General features: G+C 63.8%; 15 protein-coding genes. 11 read left to right on the top strand and 4 right to left on the bottom strand.

What is annotated here, in order from left to right; all coding sequences use genetic code 11:
• Nucleotides 1-4 precede the first annotated feature (4 nt).
• Nucleotides 5-1,333, bottom strand: coding sequence for an ABC transporter permease (locus tag B5E60_RS03645; protein ID WP_087309537.1), 1,329 nt, complete (start codon nucleotides 1,331-1,333; stop codon nucleotides 5-7).
• A 34-nt stretch (nucleotides 1,334-1,367) separates the two neighbouring features.
• On the bottom strand, nucleotides 1,368-2,294 hold the full coding sequence (locus tag B5E60_RS03640) for an ABC transporter ATP-binding protein (RefSeq protein ID WP_087309536.1): 927 nt from the start codon (nucleotides 2,292-2,294) through the stop codon (nucleotides 1,368-1,370).
• Between the two features lie 187 nt (nucleotides 2,295-2,481).
• Between B5E60_RS03640 and B5E60_RS03635 the strand changes: the two genes are divergently transcribed.
• From B5E60_RS03635 to B5E60_RS03625, 3 genes are all read left to right on the top strand, one after another.
• Entirely contained in the window at nucleotides 2,482-4,998 is a 2,517-nt protein-coding gene (locus tag B5E60_RS03635) for a hybrid sensor histidine kinase/response regulator (RefSeq protein WP_087309535.1), read from the top strand.
• A 4-nt stretch (nucleotides 4,999-5,002) separates the two neighbouring features.
• Entirely contained in the window at nucleotides 5,003-6,364 is a 1,362-nt protein-coding gene (locus B5E60_RS03630) for a sigma-54-dependent transcriptional regulator (protein ID WP_087309534.1), read from the top strand.
• A 294-nt stretch (nucleotides 6,365-6,658) separates the two neighbouring features.
• Nucleotides 6,659-6,895 carry a hypothetical protein gene (locus B5E60_RS03625; RefSeq protein WP_239403214.1) on the top strand — a complete coding sequence of 79 codons (237 nt, stop codon included), beginning with the start codon at nucleotides 6,659-6,661 and terminating at the stop codon, nucleotides 6,893-6,895.
• A 347-nt stretch (nucleotides 6,896-7,242) separates the two neighbouring features.
• Here the strand turns inward: B5E60_RS03625 and B5E60_RS03620 are convergent, their stop codons facing one another.
• Nucleotides 7,243-8,235 (bottom strand): GNAT family N-acetyltransferase, encoded by a 993-nt coding sequence (locus tag B5E60_RS03620; protein WP_087309533.1) that lies wholly within the window; start codon nucleotides 8,233-8,235, stop codon nucleotides 7,243-7,245.
• 37 nt (nucleotides 8,236-8,272) lie between these two features.
• Nucleotides 8,273-9,106, bottom strand: a complete 834-nt coding sequence (locus B5E60_RS03615; RefSeq protein ID WP_087309532.1) for an acyltransferase — start codon at nucleotides 9,104-9,106, stop codon at nucleotides 8,273-8,275.
• A gap of 94 nt (nucleotides 9,107-9,200) precedes the next feature.
• Between B5E60_RS03615 and rsmH the strand changes: the two genes are divergently transcribed.
• The 8 genes from rsmH to B5E60_RS03575 all read left to right on the top strand — a co-directional run bounded on the left by rsmH (nucleotide 9,201) and on the right by B5E60_RS03575 (nucleotide 19,133).
• Nucleotides 9,201-10,103 carry a 16S rRNA (cytosine(1402)-N(4))-methyltransferase RsmH gene (rsmH, locus tag B5E60_RS03610; RefSeq protein ID WP_087309531.1) on the top strand — a complete coding sequence of 301 codons (903 nt, stop codon included), beginning with the start codon at nucleotides 9,201-9,203 and terminating at the stop codon, nucleotides 10,101-10,103.
• A 4-nt stretch (nucleotides 10,104-10,107) separates the two neighbouring features.
• Nucleotides 10,108-10,635, top strand: coding sequence for an FtsL-like putative cell division protein (locus B5E60_RS03605; RefSeq protein WP_087309530.1), 528 nt, complete (start codon nucleotides 10,108-10,110; stop codon nucleotides 10,633-10,635).
• Between the two features lie 6 nt (nucleotides 10,636-10,641).
• Nucleotides 10,642-12,900 (top strand): penicillin-binding protein, encoded by a 2,259-nt coding sequence (locus B5E60_RS03600; protein ID WP_087309529.1) that lies wholly within the window; start codon nucleotides 10,642-10,644, stop codon nucleotides 12,898-12,900.
• A 4-nt stretch (nucleotides 12,901-12,904) separates the two neighbouring features.
• A complete protein-coding gene (locus tag B5E60_RS03595; RefSeq protein ID WP_087309528.1) occupies nucleotides 12,905-14,389 on the top strand; it encodes a UDP-N-acetylmuramoyl-L-alanyl-D-glutamate--2,6-diaminopimelate ligase in 1,485 nt (494 codons plus the stop codon).
• A 40-nt stretch (nucleotides 14,390-14,429) separates the two neighbouring features.
• Nucleotides 14,430-15,674: a phospho-N-acetylmuramoyl-pentapeptide-transferase gene (mraY, locus tag B5E60_RS03590; protein WP_087309527.1), complete on the top strand. Its 1,245-nt coding sequence runs from the start codon at nucleotides 14,430-14,432 to the stop codon at nucleotides 15,672-15,674.
• A 10-nt stretch (nucleotides 15,675-15,684) separates the two neighbouring features.
• A complete protein-coding gene (gene murD / locus B5E60_RS03585) occupies nucleotides 15,685-17,034 on the top strand; it encodes a UDP-N-acetylmuramoyl-L-alanine--D-glutamate ligase (protein WP_087309526.1) in 1,350 nt (449 codons plus the stop codon).
• A gap of 261 nt (nucleotides 17,035-17,295) precedes the next feature.
• The gene (locus B5E60_RS03580; RefSeq protein WP_087309781.1) at nucleotides 17,296-18,651 is read left to right on the top strand and encodes an FtsW/RodA/SpoVE family cell cycle protein; all 1,356 of its coding nucleotides are present in this window, start codon (nucleotides 17,296-17,298) and stop codon (nucleotides 18,649-18,651) included.
• 80 nt (nucleotides 18,652-18,731) lie between these two features.
• Nucleotides 18,732-19,133: an RNA-binding S4 domain-containing protein gene (locus B5E60_RS03575; RefSeq protein ID WP_087309525.1), complete on the top strand. Its 402-nt coding sequence runs from the start codon at nucleotides 18,732-18,734 to the stop codon at nucleotides 19,131-19,133.
• The last annotated feature ends 208 nt before the right edge of the window (nucleotides 19,134-19,341 follow it).

Below are 19,341 nucleotides of genomic sequence, written 5' to 3'. Positions count from 1 at the left end.
CGGGTCAGTATTTGTACCGCACCCACTTGGCGAGCTCCTTCAGGGTCGGTTTCTTGCCGTACATGAAGATGCCCACGCGGTAGATCTTGGCCGCCAGCCAGACCATTCCCACGAACGAGGCGTAGAGCACCGCCAGCGAGAGGCCGATCTCCCACCAGGGGATGTCGTAGGGGATGCGCGCCATCATCACGACGGGCGACGTGAAGGGAATGATCGAGAACCAGAACGAGAGCTGCGAATTGGGGTCCTCGATGACGGCCAGCATGGCCAGCAGGGCGAGGATGATCGGCAGCGTGATGGGCATCTGCAGCTGCGAGGCGTCCTGGATGTTGTCGACGGCCGACCCCACGGCGGCGAACATCGCCGAGTAGAGCAGGTAGCCCCCCACGACGAACAGCAGCAGACAGCCGAAGATCTTGAGCATGTAGCCCAGATCGGTCATTGTGGCCAGAGCCTGCATCATCTCGGGATCCAGACCGCTCATCGAGGCGGCGTCGGGCATCCCCTGCTGCATGGCCTGCACCCCGGCCAGCGCATCGGCGGGCAGCAGTCGGGGCATCACGACCCCTCCGACCACCGTCACGAGAAGCCCCCACAGCAGGATCTGCACCACGGCGACGGCCGCCACGCCGAGAATCTTGCCCATCATCAGGTCGAAGGGCCTTACCGACGAGACCATCACCTCCAGCACGCGGCTGTTCTTCTCCTCGATGACCGACTGCATGACCATCGAGCCGTAGGTCAGCAGGAAGATGTAGAGGATGAATCCCAACACGTAGCCGATGGCCGTGGCGGCGACCGACGACTGCGCCTGTGTATCCTCCTCCTGCGACTTGTCGTTGCGGAAGGTTTTCATCGTGACCGTGGTCTTCACCTCCGCGAGGATCCGGTCGAGATCCTTGATGTCGTAGGCCTTGAGCTTTTCGGTCTCGAGGATCTTGGCGATCTGGTCGGTGATGTCGGTTTCGAGCGAAAGCGATGTCGAGGCGTTGGCGTAGAGCTGCACGTCGTTCGGGTTGGTGAGGATGTCCCGACCGATGCACAGCACGCCGAAGAGGTCGGTCAGCTCCCGGCGGGCCGTTTCGGGGGACAGGTCGGTCGGCTCGAAGCGGATCCCGTCGCTGCTTTCGAGGTGCGGGGCCACCACGCCGCTGTCGTCGATGACGGCGATGTGCTTCTGTTCCCCGCGCGAGTACTTCATGATGAGGGCCGGGGCGGCCATCAGCGCAATCATCAGGATCGGGGTGATGAGCGTCGAGAGAATGAAGGTCTTTTTGCGGACGCGTTCGTTGAATTCGCGCTGGATGATCAGCAGTATGTTGGATCGGGCCATGGTGTGTTTCGTATTTTTGGGTGGATCGTTCGGATCAGAGGGTGCCGTTGACGGCGCGGATGAAGATGTCGTTCATCGAGGGGATCAGTTCGCGGAACGAGCGCAGGTCGACCGCCTCGTTCACGGCCGCAATGACGCCGCGCACCTCGTCGTCGCCGGCCACATGGAGCTTCAGCGTCCGGTAGAGGGACTCCTCCCCTTCGGCGCCGTCGAGGATCTCGCAACGCCCCTCGACGGCGCGGCGCAGCGCCGCCTCGTCACCGCGGAAGGCCACTTCGAAGAGGTTCGAACCGTGGCGGCGGCGGATCTCGTCGACGCGTCCCGAGAGGATGTTCTTCGAACGGTTGATCAGCGTGATGTGGTCGCAGATCTCCTCCACGGACGACATGTTGTGGGTCGAGAAGATCACCGTGGCCCCCTCGTCGCGCAGGCGGAGGATCTGCTCCTTGAGCAGGTTGGCGTTGATCGGGTCGAAGCCCGAGAAGGGTTCGTCGAAGATCAGCAGCCGCGGCCGGTGGAGCACCGTGACGATGAACTGCACCTTCTGGGCCATCCCCTTCGAGAGCTCCTCGACGCGCTTGTCCCACCACGCCTCGATGCCGAACCGCTCGAACCACTCCCGCAGGCGCGCCGTCGCCTCGCGGCGCGACAGCCCCTTCAGCCGGGCGAAGAAGAGGGCCTGTTCGCCCACCTTCATCTTCTTGTAGAGACCGCGCTCCTCGGGCAGGTAGCCGATGCGGCGGACATCCTCGGGGGCGATTTCGCGGCCGTCGAAGAGGACGCGGCCGCTGTCGGGAGCCGTAATGCGGTTGATGATGCGGATGAGGGTCGTTTTGCCGGCGCCGTTGGGGCCGAGCAGTCCGTAGACCGATCCTTCGGGGATCGAGAGCGAGACGTCGTCGAGGGCCGTATGTTCGGCGTAGCGTTTCGAGACGTGCTCGACCGTGAGTAAATCCTTCATGTTGATTTGCGTGGCTGTTTTCGGATCGTTATCCCTGCAAATATACGGACAAATCGGAAAGGTCAAAAGATTTTTTATCGTTTTTCGATATGCCACGGGGACTTTCCCCATGCGGTGAGCGGTGGAAAACGGGCCTTGCCCGGCCGGGAAGTTGTCCGTTGGCGGAACTTTCCCTATCTTTGGTGCCGTGAAGGAGTCGAAATTCGTCAAAACCAAGATCGTGGCGGGCTACGTGCTGCTGGTGGCCGTCAGTATCCTCGCCGTCGCCTATGTCTACCGGGCGGTGGTGCGTTTCTCGGCGCCCGATCGGGATTATGCCCTCCTCCATACCAAGCGTACGGCCGTCAACCGCACGCTCTATCACCTCTATCAGGCCGAGAGTTACGGCCAGCTGATGATTGCCGGCTACCTCTCCTACGAGAACCGCTACCGCAGCGAACTGCGCACCGTGCAGGGCTGCATCGACTCGCTGCGTGCGCTGACCGGGCGTGAGGATACCCTGCAGCGGCTGCGGCTGGACAGCATCACGCGGCTGCTCGGGGACAAGGAGCGCCGTACGATGCGTCTGCGGCAGACGATCCGTGCCGGATCCACGGCCGGACTGCTCGACAAGAACATCCGCGAACTGATCGGCCCGCAGACGAGTATCGTGGCCGATACGACCCCCTTGCGACGGCTGCAGCAGGTCTCCGGGCTGTTCGGTGCGCCGGCGGATTCGGGAGAGATGGTCCCGCGCCGCGGGGCCGGCAGGCCGATGCTGCCCGTGGGGGTGGTCCGGGATACCATCGAACTGGTGCTCCAGGCCCTGCAGGACAGCGTCACGAGCAACCGCCTGCTGATCTACGACCGCGCCTGGCAGGAGGGGCTGCGCCTCAGCTACAGCAACGATCTGGTGAACATGAAGATCTACAGCCTGATCCTCGACTTCGAAGCCGAGGATACGGCGTTGCTGATGCGGCGCATCCGTCGTTCGGAGGGGATCCGGCGCCGCGCGTCGCACATCCTGGGCGGGGTGACCGGCGGTTCGATCCTGCTGATGCTCTTCTTCGTGGGGATCCTCTGGCGCGACGTCAACCGCGGGAACCGCTACCGCCGCGAACTCGAACGCGCCAACCGCGAGAAGGAGTCGCTGCTGGCCGCCCGCGAACAGCTGATGCTGGCCATCACGCACGACATCAAGGCTCCGCTGGGGTCGGTGATGGGTTATATCGACCTCCTGTCGCGACTGACCGACGACAAGCGCCAGGAGCTCTATCTGCACAACATGAAGGACTCGTCGGAGCACCTCCTGGCGCTGGTCAACAGCCTGCTGGATTTCTACCGGCTGGATATCAACAAGATCGAGGTCAACCGCGTGGCGTTTTGTCCGGCACAGCTCTTCGAGGCCATCCGGGCGGGATTCGCCGCTTCGGCCGCGGCCCGGGGGCTCGACCTGCGCTTCGAAACCGGTGAGGGGGCCGCCCGCACGGTGGAGGGGGATGCCTTCCACATCCGGCAGATTGCCGACAACCTGTTGTCCAATGCCTTGAAATTCACCGACCGGGGATGGGTGAAACTGCGGGTCGACGTCGTCCGCGGCGAGCTGATCTTCTCGGTGCGCGACACGGGCCGCGGCATCGGCCGCGAGGAGCGCGAACGGATCTTCGGTGAATTCGTCCGGTTGAGTTCGGCCCGCGGGGTCGACGGCTTCGGACTGGGCCTTTCGATCGTCGACCGGCTCGTGAAGCTGCTCGGCGGGCGGATCTCGCTCGAAAGCCGGCCCGGCGAAGGAAGCCGCTTCATCGTGACGTTGCCCGTCCGCGAAACGGGACTGGCGGGCGGGGGCTGTGAGACGGTGAGGGATGCTGCCGCCGGCGCGGAGGCGGATCGGCCCGCGGCGTGTCCGGCCGCGGTGTCGGCCGAAGGGGGCGAATGGCGCGTGCTGCTGGTCGATGACGACCCGCTGCAGCTGGAGATGACGGCGGTGATGTGCCGCCGGGCCGGGATGACGGCCGAAAGCTGCCAGTTCCCCGAATATGTGGGCAAACTCGTCGCCGAGGGCCATTTCGACCTGGTGATGACCGACATACAGATGCCGTCGGCCGACGGATTCACCGTGCTGAAGACCGTACACGGGGTCGATCCCGAACTGCCCGTGGTGGCCGTCTCGGCGCGTGGCGAACTGGATGCGGCCGACCTCACGCAGCGGGGCTTTGCCGGGTGTCTGCGCAAGCCCTTCACCTCGCAGGAGCTCGTCGAGGCGATCCGGGCGGCGGTTCCGGCGGCTTCGGCGGCCGGTCTGACTGCCGGTTCGGAGCGGCATGGCGGTGTCTTGCCGGACGGGACGACGACGCCAACCGCCGCCGCAGCGATTGCCGACGGGACGGAGCTACCGGCTGGCGGGGCGGATTTCCGAGCCCTGACGGCCTACGCCGGCGACGACCGCGAGGCGGCCCGGAGCATCCTGCACTCCTTTGTCGAACAGACGACGGCCAACTTTACGGCCCTCTCCGAGGCGCTCGACCGGCAGGATGCCGCCGCCGTGAAGGCCCTCTCGCACAAGATGCTGCCGATCTTCACGATGCTCCGCGCGCGGGAGATTGCCGAGGAGCTGCGCCGGGCCGAAACCGCCGACGAACCCCTGATCCGCTGTGGCGAACTGCGGCAGACGGCGGCGAAAATCCGCGCTCTGGTCGCAGAAGCGGAAAAAATCTTATCTTTGTAATACGATGAAACGAATTCTGATTGTTGACGATGATATCACCTTTGCGCTGATGCTGCGGACGTGGCTCTCGAAACGCGGTTTCGAGGTGGCGGCCGTATCGACGGTCGCCGCGGCGCGCAAGAGCCTCTCCGAAGAGGCCTTTTCCCTGGTTCTGTGTGATATGCGGCTCCCGGACGAGGATGGGATCTCCCTGCTGCAGTGGATGGCCGGACAGGGCATGACGGCCCCGGTGATCGTCATGACGAGCTATGCCGATATTCAGAACGCCGTGCGCTGCATGAAGCTCGGGGCGCGGGATTACGTGGCCAAACCGGTCAATCCCGACGAACTGCTCAAGAAGATCGGCGAGGCGCTGGAACCCTCCACCGAAGCGGAGCCGGCCGGAAAACCCGCACGCCGCGGCGGCTCCGGCTCCACGTCGGCCGTTGATGCGAAGCGTGCGAAACTCAACTACATCGAGGGGCGCAGCGATGCCTCGCGACGTCTGTACGAGTATATCCGGCTGGTGGCCCCGACCAACATGTCGGTGCTCGTCAACGGCGCCAGCGGTACGGGAAAGGAGCACGTCGCGCAACTCATTCATCAGAACAGCAAACGCGCCGGGAAACCCTTCGTGGCGGTCGATTGCGGCGCCATTCCCCGGGAGTTGGCCGCCTCGGAGTTCTTCGGTCATGTCAAGGGTTCGTTCACCGGTGCGGTGGGCGACAAGAAGGGTGCCTTCGAGCTGGCCGACGGCGGAACGCTCTTCCTCGACGAGGTGGGCAACCTCACCTACGAGACGCAGGTCCAGCTGTTGCGCGCCCTGCAGGAGCGGCGGATCCGTCCCGTGGGCGGGAATCGCGAAATCCCGGTCGATATCCGGCTGGTGGCCGCCACGAACGAGGATCTCGAGGCTGCCATCGTGCGCGGAACGTTCCGCGCCGATCTCTACCACCGCATCAACTCCTTTATGCTGCGGGTCCCCTCGCTGCGCGAACGACGCGAGGATATTCCGCTCTTTGCCGACTTCTTCCTCGACCAGGCCAACCGCGAACTCGACAAACGGATTGTCGGTTTCGATGCGTCGGCCTTGCGGGCGCTGATGGCCTGTGACTGGCCGGGCAACCTGCGCCAACTGAAGAACACGGTGATGTCGGCGACGCTGCTGGCCGCGGGCGAATACATCACTGCCGAAGATCTTCCGCGCGAGATTACCGGGGCGTCGGGACCGGTTCCGAGCTATTCGCTCCACGACCCCGTCACCGAAGAGGAGCAGATCCGGCGGGCGCTGGCTGCGGCGGCCGGCAACAAGTCGCAGGCCGCCAAACTGCTCGGCATCGACCGCAAGACGCTCTACAACAAACTGCATCTGTACGGCATCGAGTGACATCGCGTACCTTTGCCGCTCTTGTTTGCGACCAGGGTTCCGGGGCCGAGCTCCGGAACTTTTCGTTTTTCGGCCCTTTCGGCCGGATTGTGGAAAAATGCCACACCTGCGACCGCTTTTCCACACCTCCGACAAATGGTCCCAGGGTGTCGCCAAAGTTTATTGTTCCTGATAAGCAGCGAGTTGCAATCTTGCTGAATTTTTGGCACCGGGCTTGAACTTCAGGGAGACAGAACGTAACTGAGACACCGTTCACCGAAAAATGATTGTCCAACCTGTTAAAGATTGTGAGTTATGAAAAAGACAATGGTAATGTTGGCAGTGATGATGTTGATGGCTGGAGGTCTGGTAATGGCTCAGGAGCCCGAGAAGCAGGAACCCCCGAAGAAGGATTGCCCGGTGCCCGACGAGCAGCCTGCGCCCGACCAGAAGCCCGAGGAGGAGCCTTCGGCGCCTGATCAGAAACCCGAGGAGGAGCCTTCGACTCCCGATCAGACTCCTGCAGACCCTGTATCGCTGTCGATTGAATAATATTTGATCTGGACGGGCTCGGCGAAGATCCCTTGTGTGGAGAGTGAGCTTGAGAAGGATCGTCGCGGACCTCCGTCCTTTTTAGTTTTCATTTAATTTATTTTTAGTTAAACAATTGTTTGCCTGGTTCCCTGCCTTCGGGCAGGGATTTTTTTGGGTATGGGGTCTGGGATGGACAAGGCCGGTGACCGGGAGGCGGGTTGCCCGGAGCCGATGGCCGGACGGGGAAGGTGCGGTCGTGGCGGAGTGTAGATCCCGGAAGTGGGCGACAGAGTCGGTGGAGGATCAAAAAACAGGCTCCGGACACTCCGAAGCCTGCAGATGGAATGAAACGGTTGTCGGGACGTTCAGACGTCCCGTTTTTTGGTGATGCGCCCGAGATGCTGGCGCAACTGTTCGCTGAACTCCTCGCGGCGGTGCTTCAGGTTGGCCCGCCACCCCTGCCAGCGCGTATAGCGAAGCCTCTTTTCGGGGTAGATGTCCCGGATCGTCACCAGGATGCCCGTCTCCTCCACGCCGCCGAAGTCGGGATTCGACACCGTGTCGAAGACCCGCATCGTCGGCGAGAGATTCATGTAGGCGTTGATCAGCGGCGGAATGTTCTCGTTGAACTCCCGCACCTTCTGGATCAGAATGCGGTAATTCTCCATATAGGTCTCGCCCGAAAAGAGCTCCTCGTAGTAGGGGTCGTCCAGATCGAGCCGGAGCGGGTGAATCCCCTCGACCAGCCCCTCGCGGTCGGGGAAGTAGCGGCGCAGAAACCAGATCAGCGCATTGCGCGCCACAGCCTTGTAGGTGGTGTACATGGTGACCTTGCCGAAGAGGTATTTCGCCTTGGGATTCAGCACGATCAGCGCCCCCAGTCCGTCCCAGAGGTTGTCCAGCGCATAGATGCTCTTCGAGTTGCCGCGCGCCTGGTAGGAGGGCTGGATGAACGAACGCCCCAGTTCGATGGTGCGGGGCAGGTATTTGCGGCGGAAACGCTCGCTGAAGCGGAAGTAGTGCTCCGTGGAGAGGTGGCGCGGATTGGGCGTCGTGCAGATGATAAAGCGGTAGCCGCCGATGATCTCGCGGGCGGCCGGGTCCCAGACGATGAGCTGGTAGTAGCCGTCGGGGGCGAGATCCTCCTCGTCGATGTCGACCTCGTGGCCCGTGCCGCCGCCGGCGCTCCGGAAGGCCACTTCGCGCAGTCGTCCGATTTCGCGCATCAGCGCCGGACACTCCGCAGCCGGGAAGATATAGATTTCGTTGCCGGCCCGATGGGTGTCGCGGACTTTGCGGGCCGGGGTCAGTTCAGCCAGCAGCAGCTCCCGGTCGACGGGTTCGATGATGGGTTCCATGCTTTTCTGTTGCTTTGACGCGGCAAAAATACCACAATTAGCGGGATTTTGCCGGTTCTTTGAGCTTTTTTTCCAGAAAATACGCCTTTTTGCGTACCTCTTCGGCCTGTTCGCGCAGCGAGCCCAGGTGCTGGAGTTCGCTCACCGGAATCGGGTCGCCCACGACGATGCGGAAGTGGCGCCCCTTCTGCGAGAACATCTCGTCGGGAAGCCACAGCATCTCGATGTTGAACTTCACGCCCAGCGCCTTGCGCAGGTGGTAGAGGCGGTAGAAGAAGTTCGACAGACGCCCCTCGACGAAGACCGGGACGATCTGCCGCTGCGAGGCGTAGGCCTTTTTCAGAAAGCTCACCTTCCATTCGGGGTCGGTGACCCGGCCGTTGACCGTCCGCGAGCAGAGCCCTGCCGGGAAGGTCAGGATCGGAAGGTCGCCGAAGAATTCCTCGTCGAACTTGCGGGCATAGGCCGCATTCTGCGCGCCGTGCTTGTTGACCGGGATCCAGAGCGGCCGCAGCGGTTCGAGGTGCATCAACAGGTCGTTGACCACCACGCGGGCATCGCCGAAACGTTCGATCAGCTTGTCGGCCAGCATCATGCCGTCCATGCCTCCGAACGGGTGGTTCGAGACGAAGAGGTAGCGCCCGCGCGGGTCGAGACGTTCGAGCCCCTGCGCGGAGTAGGTGACCTGCCACTCGCGGAAGGCCGCACGGATGAACTCCTGCGGCGGCAGCGTCCAGTAGCTGGCGAGAATGTGGTTGATCTCCCGTTCGTGGATCGTACGGCGGAGCCATCCGACTATCGGGCGGGGAATCCAGCGGGCCGCACGCGGGGCCTTTTCCCGCAGCACGGCGCCGATGTCTATCTGAGGCATGGAGTCTTCGAAAATTTAATCGAACAAATATAGGCATTCTTTTTCAGAAAAGCACTAACTTTACACCCCAAATAGACCTTTGTCAACCGCAATCATGTCTGCCTACCATACACCCGTACTGCTGGAAGAGTCTGTGGCCCTGCTGGGTATCCGTCCCGACGGCATCTACGCTGACCTGACGTTCGGCGGCGGAGGCCATTCGCGCCGCATCCTGGCCGACCTCGGACCCCAGGGGCGGCTCTATGGTTTCGACCAGGACCGCGATACCCGCGAAAACTGCCCCGACGACGCGCGGTTCCACTACGTGGAGAGCAACTTCCGCTTTCTGCGCGGGGCGCTGCGGCTGCGCGGCGTGACCGCGGTTGACGGTATTCTGGCTGATCTGGGGGTCTCGTCCCACCACTTCGACGATCTTGAACGCGGCTTCTCGTTCCGCGGCGACGCCCCGCTCGACATGCGCATGAACCAGCGCGGACGGTTAACGGCCGCCGATGTGGTCAATACCTATCCGAGCGGGGATCTGACCCGCATCCTGGGCGACTGGGGCGAGCTGGAGACTCCGTGGAAGGTGGCCAACTGTCTGGTGAAGGCCCGGGCGGAGGCTCCCCTGACGACCACGGCCGGACTGGTTGCGGCGGTGAAGCCCTGTACGCCGGCCCGGGATCCCTCGAAATTCCTCACGAAACTCTTCCAGGCGCTGCGCATCGAGGTCAACGGCGAGATGGAGGCGCTGAAGATGGCCCTCGAACAGAGTCTGAAGGTCCTCAAACCCGGCGGACGGCTGGTGGTCATCTCCTACCATTCGCTCGAAGACCGGCTGGTGAAGAACTTCCTGCGCAGCGGAAACTTTACGGGCGAGGTCGAAAAGGACTTTTACGGGCGTCCGCTCGCCCCGTTCGAGGCGCTGACCCGCAAGGCCGTCACCCCCTCGGACGAGGAGCTGGCGCGCAATCCCCGATCCCGTTCGGCGAAACTCCGGGCGGCCGTAAAACGCTGACATCATGTATCAGGACCACGAATTCGATCCCATCACTCCCGAGGAGCAGGCCCGGCGCGACGAGGAGGCGGAGTTCGCCCGCCGCGTGCGCCGCGAGGTGCGCCGCATGGAGCGTGGCGAGGTCGACGAGGAGATCCGCGCCGAGGAGGAGGCCGAAGCGGCCGAGGAGGAGGCCAGGCAGGCCGAAGCACGCCGGCGCGAGGCCCGCGAACGCCGCCGACGGTCGAGCACCCTGTGGCAGCTCTTCTCGGGGACGATTCTCGTGCGCCGCGGGGTGTCGCGCTACTACCCCTATCTGCTGACCATCGCCGGGATGTTCTTCCTGAGCATCGTGGTGATGTTCTGGTCGCTGCACCTCGACATGCGCTACACGCGTCTCGAACGCGAGGTGCAGAAGTTGCGCGAACGCTCGATCCGCCTGCAGGAGCAGCGTTTCCAGCGCACGACCCACTCGGCCATCATCGAAGAGCTCCATGCCCGGGGCATCGACCTCTACGACCCGCTCGCACCGGGTGAAATCATCGAAAACTGATCGGCCATGAAGGAGGAACGTTCGAAAGTCAAAAGCGATATCCTGCTGCGGGTGAGGTTGTTGTACGTGCTCTTCATCCTCGCCGGGGCCGTTGTGCTCACCCGGATCGTCTGGGTGCAGCTCTTCAGCCGCGAGGTGGCCTACAACGCCGACCGCCTCTCGAGTCGCATCTTCACCCGCGAGGAGATCAAGGCGCAGCGCGGCAGCATCCTCTCGCGCGACGGCGAACCCCTCGCCACGTCGATCTTCCGCTATCAGGCCGCCTTCGACTTCGCCTCGCCCGGTCTGGATTCGCTCGACACCTTCCGCGAACAGGCCGATTCGCTCTCCAAACTGCTCGCCGCCTTCTTCCGGGACAAATCCGCCTCGGCCTATGCCCGCATGTTCCGCGAGGAGCATGCCCGGCGCTATCGGCTGGTGCGGCCCCGCGATACAACCTGTCTGCGCTCCGAGGGGCGCATCGCCCGCTTCTTCGACCGCCTGCGCGGCGAGGAGTACATCACGCGGCGCATCTACGACACGCTGCGCGACCATACGCCGGTGAACATCTTCCCCCGCGAGGTGGACTATGCCGAATGGGAGGTGCTGCGCCGCTATCCGCTGCTGAACTGGAACATGGGCATGGTCTACACGCTCGTCGAACGCGACGAACGCATCTACCCCCAGGGCGAACTGGCCCGACGGACGATCGGTCTGACGGGCAACCGCGGCAACTACGGCATCGAGGAGGCCTACCGTACGGAGCTGGCCGGCCGCGACGGACAGGCCATCCGGCAGCGCATCGCCCGCGGATTCTACGGCCGCGTGGCCGGGGCCGATCATGTCGATCCGGTCGACGGCTGTGATGTGGTGACGACGCTGGATCTCGATCTGCAGGATGTGGCCGACAAGGCGCTGCGCCGGCAGCTCGAACAGCAGAATGCCGTCTGGGGCACGACGATCGTCATGGAGGTCCATACGGGCGAGATCCTGGCGCTGGCCAACCTCGGGCGCGATCCCGGCGGCGGCTACTCCGAACGCGAGAACTACGCCCTGAGCCGCTCGATGGAGCCCGGATCGACCTTCAAGCTGGCCACGATGCTCACGCTGCTCGACGATGCGCGGATGTCGCCCTCGACCGTCTACGATACCCACAACGGCGATCCGGTGACCGTCGGTCCGGCCCGCAACATCCGCGATTCGCACCGCGGCGACCACGAAATCGACTTCCGGCGGGCCGTGGCCTCGTCGTCGAACGTCTACTTCGCCGAGGCGGTCTGGGACCGCTACGGCATCACGGGCAAGAAGTTCGACTACAGCCGCTACCTCCACGAAACGCTGCATCTGGGTCAGACCGTCGGCCTCGAACGCCTCGGCGAGCGTCAGCCGTCGATCACCACCGACTGGAAGGTCCCCGATCCCGGCGTGATGTTGGTGAAGATGGCCTACGGCTATCGCGTGCGGCTGGCGCCGATTCAGATGATCACCTTCTACAACGCCATCGCCAACGGCGGGAAGATGATCTCGCCGGTGCTGATCCGCGAGCTGCGGCGCGGCGATCGGGTCGAGGAGCGTTTCGAAAGCCGCACGATCGCCTCGTCGATCGCCTCGCGGGCGGCCCTGCACGAGGTGCAGCAGTGTCTGCAGGCGGTCTGCACCGAGGGTACGGCCAGCGCCTTCTTCCGCGACACGACGCGCGTGAGGGTCGCCGCCAAGACCGGTACGGCCCAGATTACCGCCCCGTCGGAGGGCGGCCGCCCCTATCTGGGTTCGATGATCGCCTACTTCCCGGCCGATGCGCCGCGCTATACGGTGCTGACGACCATCGAGACCCGCGCCCAGCCGGGCAAGGCCTATTACGGAGGTCCGTTGGCGGGTCCCGTCGTCAAACGCATGGTCGACTACATCTACAACCGCGGCAACGACTGGTACGGAAGGGTCGAGGCGGACGGTCCGCGCCGCTATCCCGACCGCATCAAGGGGGGTGACATCGCCCAGATCCGTCGTGTGGCCGGCAAGTTCTCGCCCCGCACCGAGTGTGAGGAGCGTCGGGGATGGGGCCGTACGCGCGTCGACAGCCTCTCGCGGGTGGTGGTCACGGCGATCGACGAGACGCCCGGCGTGATGCCCGACGTGAGGGGCATGGGGCTGAAGGATGCCCTCTTCCTGCTCGAAAGCCGCGGCCTGCGGGTCCGCTTCTCGGGCCAGGGGGCCGTCATACAGCAAACGATTCCCGCCGGATCCCGCATCACTCCGGGGACGGCGGTAACCATAACGTTGAAATAGAGAGATGAAGAAAATTTCGGAACTGATACGTCATACGCCCGTCGTGGCGGTGACGGGTGATCCCGAAACCGCGGTCGGGGGGCTGACCTACGACTCGCGGCACGTGAACCCCGGCGACTGCTTCTTCGCCATCCGGGGCACGCAGAGCGACGGCCACGACTATATCCCGATGGCCGTCGAACGGGGAGCTGCGGCGGTGGTCTGCGAGCGGTGCCCCGAGGAGCCGGCTGCCGGCGTCGTCTATGTCGTGGTGGGGGATTCGTCGGGGGCGATGGCCGATCTGGCCGCGGCCTTCTACGACTTCCCGAGCCGCGAACTGCGGCTGGTGGGCATCACGGGAACCAACGGCAAGACCACGACCGTCACGCTGCTCTACGACCTGGTGCGCGGTCTGGGCTGCCGTGCCGGACTGATCTCGACGGTCGTCTACCGCATCGACGGACGCGAGATCGAGGCCACGCACACGACGCCCGATCCCATTCGCCTGAACGCCATGATGCGTGAGATGGTCGACGCCGGTTGCGAGTACTGCTTCATGGAGTGCTCGTCGCACGCCATCGTCCAGGAGCGCATCCGCGGTCTCGACTTCGCCGGCGGGATCTTCTCGAACATCACCCACGACCATCTGGACTACCACAAGACCTTCGCCGAGTATATCCGGGCCAAGAAGCTCTTCTTCGACCACCTGCCGGCCGGGGCCTTCGCCCTGACGAACGTCGACGACCGCAACGGCCGCGTCATGGTACAGAACACGGCGGCCGCCGTGAGCACCTATTCGCTGCGCGAGATGGCCGATTTCCGCTGCAAGATCCTCGAGATGCACGTCGACGGCATGCTGCTGCGCATCGACGGACAGGAGCTCTGGACGGGGCTCCTCGGGCGGTTCAACGCCTACAACCTGCTGGCCGTCTACGGCGCCGCCGTGCTGCTGGGGCTTGACCGCGCGGAGGTGCTGCGCGTCCTGTCGACGCTCCACCCCGTGAGCGGGCGCTTCGAGATCGTCCGCGCCGCCAACGGCACGGTGGCCGTGGTTGACTACGCCCACACGCCCGATGCACTCGAAAACGTGCTGCGGACGATCGAGGAGCTGCGCCAGCCCTCGCAGCAGCTGCTGGTCGTATGCGGCTGCGGCGGCGACCGCGACCGCACGAAACGTCCCGAGATGGCGCAGATCGCCGTCCGCTACGCCACGACGGCCATCTTTACGTCGGACAACCCGCGCCACGAGTCGCCCGAGGCGATTCTCGACGAGATGGTGGCCGGCCTGCAGCCCGGCACGCGCTACGTGCGCATCACGGACCGCGCCGAGGCCATCCGCACGGCGGTGCTGATGAGCCGTCCGGGCGATCTGATCCTCATCGCCGGCAAGGGCCACGAAACCTGCCAGATCATCGGCGACGTGAAGCACCACTTTGACGACCGTGAGGAGGTGCGCCGCGCCTTCGGACTCTTGTCTCCGACCGACGGACCCGCCGCCGCGAAATGTTGAAACACTTTGACTTACAGAACATACTGACTCGATAGACATCATGCTTTACCATCTTTTCAAATACCTGGACGAAGCCTACGACCTGCCCGGTTCGGGCATGTTCCAGTACATTTCGTTCCGCGCGGCGGCGGCCATCATCCTCTCGCTGCTGATCGTCATCATCTTCGGCCGGCGGATCATCGACTTCCTCCGCCGGCGCCAGATCGGCGAGGATATCCGCGACCTTGGACTCCAGGGCCAGCTTCAGAAGAAGGGAACCCCGACCATGGGCGGCGTGATCATCCTTGTGGCCATTCTGGTGCCGATGCTGCTCTTCGGCAAACTCGACAACGTCTACGTGCAGCTGCTGCTCGTTTCGACCGTCTGGCTGGGGCTCATCGGCGGTCTGGACGATTACATCAAGGTCTTCCGCCACCGCAAGGAGGGGCTCAAGGGGCGTTTCAAAATCGTCGGACAGGTCGGGCTGGGCATCATCGTCGGAACGACCATGTGGCTCTCGCCCCAGATCGTCGTCCGCGACAAGGTGACGCAGCCCGTGCAGACGGTCTACATGAATCCCGACGGTTCGGTCATCGAGAGCGTCCAGCGCAACGTCGTGCTGAGCTCCGAGAGCCTCAAAACCACCCAGACGACCATCCCCTTCGTCAAGAACAACGAGTTCGACTACGGCTGGCTCACCGGAGGCAACGAGACGGCCACCTGGCTGCTCTACGTGCTGGTGGCGATCCTTGTCGTCACGGCCGTCTCGAACGGCGCCAACCTCACGGACGGTCTCGACGGACTGGTGACGGGCGTCTCGGTCCCGATCGTGGCGGTACTTGGCGTGCTGGCCTATCTCTCGGGCCACATCGTCTATGCCGACTACCTCAATATCATGTACATCCCGGACAGCGGCGAGCTGGTGGTCTATGCCGCGGCACTCGTCGGAGCGCTGGTCGGCTTCCTCTGGTACAACTCCTTCCCGGCGCAGATCTTCATGGGCGATACGGGCTCGCTGACGATCGGCGGCGTGATGGCCGTCTTCGCCCTCTGCATCCGCAAGGAGCTGCTGCTGCCGATTCTGTGCGGCGTCTTCCTGGTCGAGAGCCTCTCGGTGATGCTGCAGGTCAGCTGGTTCAAGTACACCAAGCACAAGTACGGCGAGGGACATCGCCTGCTGCTCATGTCCCCGATCCACCACCACTACCAGAAAAAAGGCATCTTCGAGACGAAGATCGTCACCCGCTTCTGGATCATCTCGCTGCTGCTGGCAGCCATTACGCTGGTTACGTTGAAGATTCGATAATCCCGATATCATGAAAAACATTGTCGTACTGGGCGGAGGCATCAGCGGCTACGGCTCCGCGATCCTCGCCCGCAAGAAGGGCTTCGGAGTCTTCCTCTCCGATGCCGGAAAGATTGCCGACCGTTTCCGGGCCAAACTCGACGAGTGGCAGGTCCCCTACGAGGAGGGCGGACATACCGAGGAGCGCATCCTCGCCGCCACGGAGGTCGTCAAGTCGCCGGGGATTCCCGATTCGGCTCCCATCGTGCGCAAGATCCGCGAGGCGGGCATCCCGCTAATCTCCGAGATGGAGTTCGCCGGCCGCTACATGGGCCGCGCCAAGTGCATCTGCATCACCGGCTCGAACGGCAAGACCACCACCACGTCGATTATCTACAAGATCCTGCGCGACGCGGGCTACAACGTCGCCCTGGGAGGCAACATCGGCGAGAGTTTCGCCTATTCGGTCGCCACGGGCAACTACGACTGGTATGTGCTGGAGCTGAGTTCGTTCCAGCTGGACGGCATGTACAAGTTCCGTGCCCACATCGGCGTGCTGATGAACATCACGCCCGACCATCTGGACCGCTACGACCACTGCTTCCAGAACTACATCGACGCCAAGATGCGCATTACGCAGAACATGACCTCGCGCGACTGGTTCATCTATTCGGGCGACGACGAGGTGATCCGCGAGCAGCTGCCGAAGTACGACCTGCGGATGCGCCAGCTCCCCTTCATGGCCCACAGCGCCGTGGCCAGCGGGGCGGGCGACGCTTTCCTGTGCGACGGCAAGTTTACGGCCGCAGTCGGTCGGCACGCCGTGGAGATCGACACCGCAAAGCTGCAGATCAAGGGGCTGCATAACGCCTACAACGCCATGGCCGCTTCGCTGGCGGCACTGGCCGCCGGGGTTGCGCCGACGAAGATCCGCCGCTCGCTCTACGACTTCGCACCGGTCGAGCACCGGCTCGAACCCGTGCTCGAAAAGGATGGCGTGCTGTGGATCAACGACTCGAAGGCGACGAACGTCGACTCGGTCTTCTACGCCCTGGAGAGCATGACGCGTCCCGTGGTGTGGATCGCCGGCGGGACGGACAAGGGCAACGACTACGAACCGCTCAAGAAGTTCGCCCGCGAGAAGGTCCATACGCTGGTCTGCATGGGGTTGGACAACGCCAAACTGGTGCGTGAGTTCACCGGCGTCATCCCCGAGATCGTCTCGACCGATTCGCTCGATGCGGCCCTCACGGCCTGCAAGCGGGCGGCCCGTCCGGGTGACGTGGTGCTGCTCTCGCCGGCCTGCGCCAGCTTCGATCTGTTCCACAACTACGAACAACGCGGCGAACTCTTCAAGAAGTGGGTCCGCGAGCACGCCTAAACGATGGAGCGCGACGCATACGATGAGCGTACGGCGGCCGAATGGGCCCGTGATGCCGCGCCGCGCGGTGAAGACCGTGCGACGGGACGCACGGCTCCGGCCAGAGGCGCCTTTGCGCGCGATCCGGGGCGTCTGCCCCGCGAGCTGGAGCGCGAAGATGCCTCTGCTTCACGCGGGGAGGATCCGCTGCGGAATGAGGGTCGGACAACCCTTCGCGAAGGCCGCCGGGAGGCTGCCGGAAGGGCTTCGGCCTTGAACGGTATGGAAGCCGGGGCCGCAGACACTGCCGGTGGAGGTATGCGGAGGCGGAGCGGTTCCGCCCGGTCGACGGCCGCAGGGTCCACCGGGGTTGCGGGCTCAGTCGCCGGGGTCGGGGAGGCCGGGAAGAGTCGCTTCCGCCTCTTTACGGGTGACCGCGTGCTGTGGATCATCATTGCGGCGCTGGCGGTCATCTCCGTGCTGGTTGTCTACTCCTCGACGGCCAAGATGGCCTACGACGCCCATACGGCCCGTACGACGGCCCATTTCCTGCGTCAGCAGCTGATGATCCTCATCGTCAGTCTGGGTATCATGATCGCCGTGCAGAAGATCAACTGCCGCGTCTACAACCTCTTTTCGCGCCCGATCTACTATGTCTCGGTGGCGCTGACCGTCGCCGTCTACTTCATCGGCGCCACGACCAACGGCGCCGCCCGCTGGATCCCCCTCGGACCCTTCCAGTTCCAGCCCTCCGAAGCGCTGAAGGTCGCTACGGTGCTCTTCCTGGCGCGTCAGCTGGCCGGCCGGCAGTCGAAGATCGACCGCCTGCGCATCGTCCCGAGCTGGAAGTTCTGGACCTGGCGTTCGTCGGCCCTGCAGCGCAAGATCTGGAAGGAGGGAACATGGCCCATTCTGATGCCCGTGCTGGTGTCGTGTCTGGTGATCTTCCCGGCCCACACCTCTTCGGCCGTGCTGGTCTTTCTGGCCTCGTGGGTGATGATGCTCATCGGGCGCGTGCGCTTCAGCGAACTGATGAAGCTCGTCGGCTGGGCGCTGGCCGGCGTGGTCCTCATCATGGTCCTCAATCTGGGCCGCAGCGAGACCGCCGAAGGACGTGTCTCGACCTGGATCCACCTCTGGACCCAGTCCCAGACCGAAAAGCCCATCGAACACCTCTCCGATACCGAACGCTCGATGATCGCCATCCACAACGGCGGCCTGCTGGGCGAAGGGGCCGGGCAGAGCGCCATGCGCGTGGAGATGATCCACCCCGAAAGCGACTATGCCTATGCCTTCTTCGTCGAGGAGTACGGCATCATTCTGGCCGTGGTGCTGCTGATGCTCTACCTGTGGATCTTCTTCCGGGCGATCGAGATCTTCCGCCGCTGCGGTACGGCCTTCCCGGGGCTGCTGGTGCTGGGTCTGGCCCTGCTGATCACCTGTCAGGCGCTGCTGCACATCATGGTGACGGTCAACCTCATCCCCGAGACGGGGCAGACCCTGCCGCTCATCTCGCGTGGCGGTTCGTCGGTGCTCTTCACCACCATCGCCCTGGGGATGATCCTCAGCGTCAGCCGCCAGAACGACGAGCAGTCGCACGACCGGCCGAAGAACGAGGAGCTGCCTCTCGGCGACTGATGCCGCCGAGAGGCGCGAAGCTGACCCCTCCCCGGAGCGCGGGAGGAAAAACAATTGCAACCATAAAAACAGAAGATTCAATGGACGATATCCGTCTCGACAAATACCTTTGGGCCGTGCGCGTCTTCAAGACCCGCAGTGATGCCGCCGATGCCATCCGCACCAACAAGGTGACGGTCAACGGCTCCTATGCCAAACCCTCGCGCGAGGTGAAGATCGGCGACGTGATCGCCGTGCGCAAGATGCCGGTGACCTACTCCTACAAGGTGCTCGATCTGGTTTCGAGCCGCCAGCCGGCCAAGAATGTCCCCGCCTACTGCCTCAACATCACCCCGCAGGAGGAACTCGACAAGCTGAACGTTCCGCGTGAGACGATCTTCGTCTTCCGCGACCGCGGTACGGGGCGTCCTACCAAGAAGGAGCGCCGTGAGCTCGACACCCTGATGGACGAGGTCTATTACGGCGACGACGAGGAGGAATAGAGGAATAGCCCCCCCCCTGGCCCGGTCTGCAGGACGGGTCGTCGGTCTGTGGGGCAATTGTTATCCCGTGGGGCGGAAACGGCCCGAAACAGGCCTGTAATCGGGCTTCGGTGTCGGTCTTATCGGCTGAATGCGGGGAGTGGGCGTCGTGCGGACGGGGAGCCTTGTTGCCGGGGGGCTGTCAGGGCGCCGTGGAGCCTTGTTGCCG

The organism is Alistipes sp. An116 (assembly GCF_002161005.1).
Lineage (GTDB): Bacteria > Bacteroidota > Bacteroidia > Bacteroidales > Rikenellaceae > Alistipes > Alistipes megaguti.
This window is presented reverse-complemented; position numbering and strand designations above follow the sequence as displayed.

What these genes read in the sequence shown, in the direction of transcription:
- B5E60_RS03605 (WP_087309530.1), top strand. Translation starts at nt 10,108, where the DNA reads ATGTATCAGGACCACGAATTCGATCCCATCACTCCCGAGGAGCAGGCC.
- rsmH (WP_087309531.1), top strand. Translation starts at nt 9,201, where the DNA reads ATGTCTGCCTACCATACACCCGTACTGCTGGAAGAGTCTGTGGCCCTG.
- B5E60_RS03595 (WP_087309528.1), top strand. Translation starts at nt 12,905, where the DNA reads ATGAAGAAAATTTCGGAACTGATACGTCATACGCCCGTCGTGGCGGTG.
- B5E60_RS03640 (WP_087309536.1), bottom strand. Translation starts at nt 2,294, where the DNA reads ATGAAGGATTTACTCACGGTCGAGCACGTCTCGAAACGCTACGCCGAA.
- B5E60_RS03615 (WP_087309532.1), bottom strand. Translation starts at nt 9,106, where the DNA reads ATGCCTCAGATAGACATCGGCGCCGTGCTGCGGGAAAAGGCCCCGCGT.
- B5E60_RS03620 (WP_087309533.1), bottom strand. Translation starts at nt 8,235, where the DNA reads ATGGAACCCATCATCGAACCCGTCGACCGGGAGCTGCTGCTGGCTGAA.
- B5E60_RS03600 (WP_087309529.1), top strand. Translation starts at nt 10,642, where the DNA reads ATGAAGGAGGAACGTTCGAAAGTCAAAAGCGATATCCTGCTGCGGGTG.
- B5E60_RS03645 (WP_087309537.1), bottom strand. Translation starts at nt 1,333, where the DNA reads ATGGCCCGATCCAACATACTGCTGATCATCCAGCGCGAATTCAACGAA.
- mraY (WP_087309527.1), top strand. Translation starts at nt 14,430, where the DNA reads ATGCTTTACCATCTTTTCAAATACCTGGACGAAGCCTACGACCTGCCC.
- B5E60_RS03625 (WP_239403214.1), top strand. Translation starts at nt 6,659, where the DNA reads ATGAAAAAGACAATGGTAATGTTGGCAGTGATGATGTTGATGGCTGGA.
- B5E60_RS03580 (WP_087309781.1), top strand. Translation starts at nt 17,296, where the DNA reads ATGGAAGCCGGGGCCGCAGACACTGCCGGTGGAGGTATGCGGAGGCGG.
- B5E60_RS03630 (WP_087309534.1), top strand. Translation starts at nt 5,003, where the DNA reads ATGAAACGAATTCTGATTGTTGACGATGATATCACCTTTGCGCTGATG.
- murD (WP_087309526.1), top strand. Translation starts at nt 15,685, where the DNA reads ATGAAAAACATTGTCGTACTGGGCGGAGGCATCAGCGGCTACGGCTCC.
- B5E60_RS03575 (WP_087309525.1), top strand. Translation starts at nt 18,732, where the DNA reads ATGGACGATATCCGTCTCGACAAATACCTTTGGGCCGTGCGCGTCTTC.